Source organism: Pseudomonas sp. BN417, from assembly GCF_029871205.1.
Classification (GTDB): Bacteria; Pseudomonadota; Gammaproteobacteria; order Pseudomonadales; family Pseudomonadaceae; genus Metapseudomonas.
Genome location: NZ_SSOJ01000145.1, coordinates 41,928 through 48,086, shown reverse-complemented (window position 1 = coordinate 48,086; position 6,159 = coordinate 41,928). Strand labels below are relative to the sequence as shown.

Here is a 6,159-nt window from a genome sequence, read left to right as displayed (position 1 = left end):
GTAGATACCGTCTTGGAACCTAGTGCGCAAGGGCCAGTTTTGCATCGAAAGGCTGGCCCGATTTCAGGACGCCATAAGCGATGTGCAGCAGCTTGCGCATCGCGGCGCAGACGATCTGCTTCCCGGCCTTGCCTCGACTTCGCAGGCGTTGTCCCAGCGCTTTGATCGCCGGGTTGTGGGTCAGCGCAACGATGGCCGGCATGTAGAGACCCGCGCGGAGTCGGCTGGAGCCCATCCGGGAAATGCAGGCGTAGGCCTTTTGGGTGCCGGACTCCCGCAGCTGCGGATTCAGCCCGGCAAACGCCGTGATGGCCCGGGCATTCTTGAATTGCAGCGGGTCTCCCAGCTCGGCCAGAAGCAGGGCCGCAGTCTTGTCCGCGACGCCGTCGATACTGGTCAGCAAGTCGCGCTTACCCCGTAAATCGGGATCGTCGTCAATGTGCGCCTGAATCGCCTTCAAGGTTTCGGCGATCTGCTGTTCGATGTGTTGCAGCACCGAACGAATCGAGTCCTGCACACTGACATCGGCGACGTCCAAGCGATTGCGCTCCATCTGGGCAATCTCCTGGAGGTCCTGCAGGCGCCGTACCAGGGCCCGCAGGCGGCGGATGGCCGGCGGTTCGGGCCGCCAGGCACGCAACTCGTCCACGTGCCGGGCGCCATAGTCGGCAATCAGCTTGGCATCGACCTGGTCCGTCTTCACCCGTTGCAGTTGGCTGCGGGCATAGAGGGCAATCTGCGCCGGATTGGTCACGCAAACCCGGTAGCCCAAGCCATGGAAGTATTCGGCCAGCGCCTCGTGGTAGGTCCCCGTGGCCTCCATCACGATCCAGGCCCCTGGTTCGCTGTATTTGAGCAGCCACTCCTGCAGTACCTGAAAACCCGCCGCGCTATTGGCCAGCTTGGCTTTGGTGCGGTACTTGCCGTTGGCCTGCTGGGTGGCGATATCGAAACTGTGCTTGGCAATGTCAATGCCAACGATGCCGGACATGCGAACTCCTCAATCTCTCCAGAAGGATCATCACTGCACTCGGCACGACCTTGTGAATGCGAGCTCTCACCTGAGGTGGGCTCTGGATACCGTTCGAGCTATTCGAGTGAGTGTGGAGGGCAGGAGCACTATCTACGTTGCTGGCTCGAGGCCTTAGGGTGGAAACGGCTTCCTGACCCTCCCCCGATGATCAGTCGGGAACTATCGCCCCATCACAGAGCGATAGTCGAGATACAAGGGTGGAAATCGCTTTCTATTTCCACCGTCTCTGCCATGCCGTGCGCCGATGGTGGACCGGTAAAGCGTGGTCCACCCTACGCCCCTCCGTAGGATGCGGCGGGCGGCGTTCGGCTAGAGCGAAGCGAAACCCATCAGTCAGTAGCCCGGATTTCATCCGGGCTACTATTTGCCAGCCCAAGGGTGGATAGCGCTCTTCTATCTACCAGCTCTGAGCCACCGTTGCGGCAGCAGGGCGAACCTTCGGTCCGCTTCGCGATTGAAATCGCCCCCACAGAAAGAAGCGCCGCTCCCACCCCATCGGCTTTTACTGGCCGCAAAAAGAAAGAAGGCGCCACATGTGGCGCCTTCTGCCTTTCGAGGTGCATACATCATGAATTGCCTGCCTCTGTACTGCTCCGGAAGTTAGCTGATGCGGTTGGCGCCAGTGCGGTCGGCACCACCTTCGGCAACTTCGAAAGCCTTGGTACGGTCGGAGCCACCTTCGGCTACTTCGAAAGCCTTGGTGCGATCAGAGCCGCCTTCGGCTACACGCAGGGAGTGGGAACGCTCGGAGCCGTTCTCGGCCACGTCGAAGCCCTTGGTACGGTCGGAACCGCCTTCGGCTACACGCAGGGACTCGGAGCGCTCGGAACCGTTTTCGGCCACGTCGAAGGCCTTGGTGCGGTCGGAACCCCCTTCGGCAACGCGCAGGGACTCGGAACGCTCGGAACCATTCTCGGCAATGCGATGAATGCTGGTGCGGTCAGCGCCACCTTCGGCAACGCGGTGGGCGGAAGTGCGGTCGGCACCACCCTCAGCAACCGACAGTGCAAAAGCGGAGGCGGACAGGCTGGCGATGAACAGGCTGGCGAAGATTTGCTTTTTCATTTCTGGTCACCTTGGTTAGAGGGGGGTGGAATTCGTCTACGGGGCCCATGTTACTGATGTGATTTCGATGAAGAAGTGATGCAGCGTGATGGTTACCATCGATGTGAGTGATAGTTGTGTGAGTGCCAATAAAAACAATTAGTTAAAATTATTTTTGCGGCGAAGTTGCGCTAATTGGAAAGACTTTTTCCGTCAGCTGGAATAATCAGGTTGTTAGATATATATGGGCTGGATTTGCTCGTTTTCTGAGCACTTCGTGAATCCGAACTGCAGCAGCGGCAGCGGAAGGATCGACCAGCCGACCCAGCGACGATGCTGATTGCCGGGTTCTGCAATGCCATCTTCATGGTGATGTCCCCGTTGCAAGCGATTGGCGGGGGCGGGTCGCTCCCCTTCAATGTCTCGCTAGCAGTTGAACACCGCGACGTATCAGGCCTGTGTCGTTTTCCGGGGCGGTGCAATGCCCATGTATCCCGATGCCGTGCAGACACACTGTGATGCAATGCGATGCCGCCCTTCGCCATCCCCACCCCGCGCAACTCGCCACGCGCGTAGCCCGGATGCAATCCGGGAAAAATCCCACCGCCGCTCCCGGATTGCATCCGGGCTACGATTCTCGCCAACTCGTAGGATGGGTGGAGCGGAGCGATACCCATGCTGTGGAGCTGATGGATACTGCAAGCTCGCAGCGCGCCGCCCGCCCCATCCTACGGGCCATGCGGCATTGGTACCCCCGGATGAAATCCGGGAAAAGCCCCACCCCTGTAGGGGCGAATTCATTCGCCAAGGGCAACCCCGTTGCCCCAAAAAACCAAGGCCCCTCCCCAACACCGGAGAGGGGCCAACCCACACCCCACAATCACCCACTCCCCAACGGCAACTGCTCCAGCTTCACCAACTGCCAGAAATCCTCCAGGTTGCTGCGGGACAGATGAATCACCGCATCCATCAGCGCACTTTCCCTGATGTTGTTCAGATAGGGCCCGGGAATCCCCTCCCTTAACGCCGCATTGTCCAGGATGACCTCGGCCAGCATCTGCACCGTTTGCAGCCGCGAATCCAGGCGGTCCAACAGCTCCCGCAACCGACGCTGCTCGAAATCGATGCTCATGCCGACACCTCCTTGCCCGAGGCCATCATGGCCGGCAGATCGCGCCAGGCCACCCAGACCTCGCCCTGCCAGCGCACCACACCCATCTGCCGGCCCGCACAACTCATAAAGGAACGGCACGGTGCCGCATCCGGCACTCGGTGATAGTCATGCAGCGTCGGCACCAGCACCTCGCTGAGCCAACGACCGATATCGCCATGCTCCGGCTCGCCGAAATGAAACAGCGCCTTGTAGGCACCGATATCGCTGATCGCCGTCACGTCTTCATGGAAGCCGCGGGTGTATTCGAGGCAGAGCGCCTGCTGCTCGTGTGGCTCCAGGGCCGCAAGCACGGATTGGGCATCGGGGGCGCCGATCAACCGGGCGAAGTCATGGGCGACGAACCAGGGCTGGTTATCGACCATCAGGGCGCGCAGGCGGAGGGAATGGTGGAAGAAAACGAGAGGGGAATATGCGTCTTGCATAGGTAGAACTCCTGTTAGTTGCTTGGGAGTTGCCACCTGAGTCGCCAAACGTAGGTGGCAAATCGCGCGGGGTTGGCGAGCCGGCTAACAGGACCCGGCAGACCCGAAGGTCTCCCCGCGCGATCTGCCATAAAGCGATGCAGCTTTTCTGCATTCGTGCGGGGACCTGCAAGAACGTTCGCCGTTCTCGCAAGCACCTTATGGCGCTATCGCGCCTGTCAGTATCGGGTCGCCAAACCCAGCCACGGGATTGACCGTGACGGAGGGACACTAGCTATGGCGCGCGTAGGGCCTCAAGGCTAACGGTCTGTAGGAAATTTCTCTGTAGGCTGGAGAAAAGAGAGTCAGAAAAATCTGTAGGAAGTAGTCGTGCGGGCGATGCTGTTGCGTTGGGCTGAGCTCTTTACTGCCATTCGTAACTGGCTCGTGGAGGACGTCGCTCTTTTACCGGAAGGTAGACTGGTGGAGCGTGGCCCACCCTACGACGGTGTTGAGCGATGCGCGGGTTGTTGGGCCTCGCTGCGCTCAGACCAACATACGGGGCGCGTTGTGGGAGCGAATTCATTCGCGATTGGGGCCGGTGATATGCAGAAAAGGGGAAGCCAAGGTCCCCATTTTTGTCATTTCAGATCGCCCAGCTCAGTGCTTAGGTCAGCAGTTTCTTTCCGCTGGTTGCTTCCACTGCGGCATCCAGCTCGGCTCCAGCCAAGTGCTGCGCATAGTGGTCTTTCAATTCCGGTTCCCAGGCTGCGACCTCATCCAAAATACCCGCCGCCGTCTCCTCGGACAGCGCAAAGTGCTGGTGGTGACTCAACAGGTTGCCTCGGCTCAACAGGGGCCCTTTCATTCCAACATCCATCGCGAGCCCCTGTGCTGGGCCCTCTCCCAACACTGGTAGTACGTCGTACATGGGCGAGAGCCGCCAAACTCCGTCCTGCCAGATCACCGCGTGGTTGCGGGGATGATCATCACTATTCCCCACCAGGGCGTTGTACGCCATTCGCCGATAGAGCTCTTGCCGATCGGCATCTGGCGCACCTCTGCGGTACAGCTCATCGGCCAGCGCGGCGTAAATCCATCCCTTTTTGGTTTGCACACGCCATTCGGCATCAAGCAGGGTCAAACCACTCATCATTGGGATACGGTGAAATTTCTTCTGATCCTCAGACCACTTCCGGTCAAATCGCTCGACCAGGAGCGTGTTGCCTCTCTCGCTGCGATGTAAGGCGGTACGGGCAACGCTCATCCCCTTGTGAGCCGCAAAGGTCATGCAGGCGTACTCGAATGCCGGCAGGTCGTAGTGATCGAACTTATCGCGCGGCTTCGCCAAAATCAGCCTGTGGTCGAAACGGTATGTGCGCTTCGGCCTTGCGCCACCGACTGCCGAGCGCTGATCCCGTATTTTCAACGCCTCCAGCTGTTCATTGGTCAGCTGGCTGTCATAGATCGCCGCGCAGACCTCTATGAATTGGTCGAGCCCCTTGGCGTCGAGCATTTTCATGGGCTTCTCGCCCACACCCGGCCTGGGCGTACGCTGCTCGCCGGCCATGATGTTTCCTGCACGATCCTCGTTCGGTGACAACAGCAGGAGTTGAATCGGATCGAGCGCGCCGTTGCGTGTGCGCCGTAACAACCGCTCCCCCCAACCGTCAGGCATCGCATCGTCGATGAATCCGGGCACACCGCCATTTTTGAGCACGGTAATCGGGCGACTGGACAGCGGGAACCGAATCGGGTCCGGCACCCAGTACTTGCCCTCAACTGCCTCCGGCGCATAGAGGAATGTGCCGATGCCACCGTCCAAGGTAAGCCTGCCTAAGGTCACTGTCGCACCCGTGATCGGGCACTCCATGTAGATGTAGGCACTGGGCATCAGAAGTCCTCTGCATTGCTACGCGGTAGTCGTACACGCTTGTTGGCATTGGTTTCCAGAAAATCGGCATCGAATGCGGGGTCATCCAGCAGTGCTTGGAACACCCTGTCAGAAATCCCTACGGTAAACAGCGCCAGCATGAAATCGCGTAATGAAACGCCCTCTGCTTTCCCAGCCTCGATATGCCGAATCGCACGAAGGGAGATCCCGGCTTGCTCTGCAAGGTCAGCCTGTCGTATGCCCATGCGCAGGCGCGCCTCTTTCACCAGTAGGGCGACGCGGTACAGCAGGGATGTGCTTTGTACGGGAAAGTAGTCTTTCATAAGGTTTCACCAGGAGGAATCCTATGCTGCATAAGATGTCATCTAATACACGTTAATGGTTAGATTAAAAGCGTATTACGTTCGCTTGATGACATCTTATAGGTCATAAGGTGCGATTAGGTGGCATTTTAATTTCGTGCCAATCCATTTCTTCGCACGTCGTTCAACTGTCTCGCCTAGGCGCATGCCCGCCATACAGGCCACCGGGCCTTCATTGCCTGCGAGGCCCCGCGTTGGGTTTCACTGCACTCACGGAACGCCGCTCGACCCATCCTACTTGGGCAGCTTTG

General features: G+C 59.1%; 6 protein-coding genes. All 6 read right to left on the bottom strand.

Features of this window, described 5'->3' with window-relative positions:
• Window positions 1-19: 19 nt before the first annotated feature.
• The 6 genes from E8F11_RS22360 to E8F11_RS22335 all read right to left on the bottom strand — a co-directional run bounded on the left by E8F11_RS22360 (window position 20) and on the right by E8F11_RS22335 (window position 5,869).
• Window positions 20-991: an IS110 family transposase gene (locus E8F11_RS22360; RefSeq protein ID WP_280287409.1), complete on the bottom strand. Its 972-nt coding sequence runs from the start codon at window positions 989-991 to the stop codon at window positions 20-22.
• A 642-nt stretch (window positions 992-1,633) separates the two neighbouring features.
• A complete protein-coding gene (locus E8F11_RS22355; protein ID WP_280291072.1) occupies window positions 1,634-2,098 on the bottom strand; it encodes a hypothetical protein in 465 nt (154 codons plus the stop codon).
• Between the two features lie 859 nt (window positions 2,099-2,957).
• Window positions 2,958-3,209, bottom strand: a complete 252-nt coding sequence (locus tag E8F11_RS22350) for a hypothetical protein (protein WP_280291071.1) — start codon at window positions 3,207-3,209, stop codon at window positions 2,958-2,960.
• Complete coding sequence (locus tag E8F11_RS22345) at window positions 3,206-3,673, bottom strand: phage antirepressor (RefSeq protein WP_280291070.1); 468 nt, start codon at window positions 3,671-3,673, stop codon at window positions 3,206-3,208. Before E8F11_RS22345 ends, E8F11_RS22350 begins: the two co-directional genes overlap by 4 nt.
• A gap of 646 nt (window positions 3,674-4,319) precedes the next feature.
• Window positions 4,320-5,546, bottom strand: coding sequence for a type II toxin-antitoxin system HipA family toxin (locus E8F11_RS22340; RefSeq protein WP_280291069.1), 1,227 nt, complete (start codon window positions 5,544-5,546; stop codon window positions 4,320-4,322).
• On the bottom strand, window positions 5,546-5,869 hold the full coding sequence (locus E8F11_RS22335; protein ID WP_280291068.1) for a helix-turn-helix domain-containing protein: 324 nt from the start codon (window positions 5,867-5,869) through the stop codon (window positions 5,546-5,548). The genes E8F11_RS22340 and E8F11_RS22335 overlap by 1 nt, the downstream gene beginning before the upstream one ends.
• Between the last annotated feature and the right edge of the window lie 290 nt (window positions 5,870-6,159).

What these genes read in the sequence shown, in the direction of transcription:
- E8F11_RS22360 (WP_280287409.1), bottom strand. Translation starts at nt 991, where the DNA reads ATGTCCGGCATCGTTGGCATTGACATTGCCAAGCACAGTTTCGATATC.
- E8F11_RS22355 (WP_280291072.1), bottom strand. Translation starts at nt 2,098, where the DNA reads ATGAAAAAGCAAATCTTCGCCAGCCTGTTCATCGCCAGCCTGTCCGCC.
- E8F11_RS22350 (WP_280291071.1), bottom strand. Translation starts at nt 3,209, where the DNA reads ATGAGCATCGATTTCGAGCAGCGTCGGTTGCGGGAGCTGTTGGACCGC.
- E8F11_RS22345 (WP_280291070.1), bottom strand. Translation starts at nt 3,673, where the DNA reads ATGCAAGACGCATATTCCCCTCTCGTTTTCTTCCACCATTCCCTCCGC.
- E8F11_RS22340 (WP_280291069.1), bottom strand. Translation starts at nt 5,546, where the DNA reads ATGCCCAGTGCCTACATCTACATGGAGTGCCCGATCACGGGTGCGACA.
- E8F11_RS22335 (WP_280291068.1), bottom strand. Translation starts at nt 5,869, where the DNA reads ATGAAAGACTACTTTCCCGTACAAAGCACATCCCTGCTGTACCGCGTC.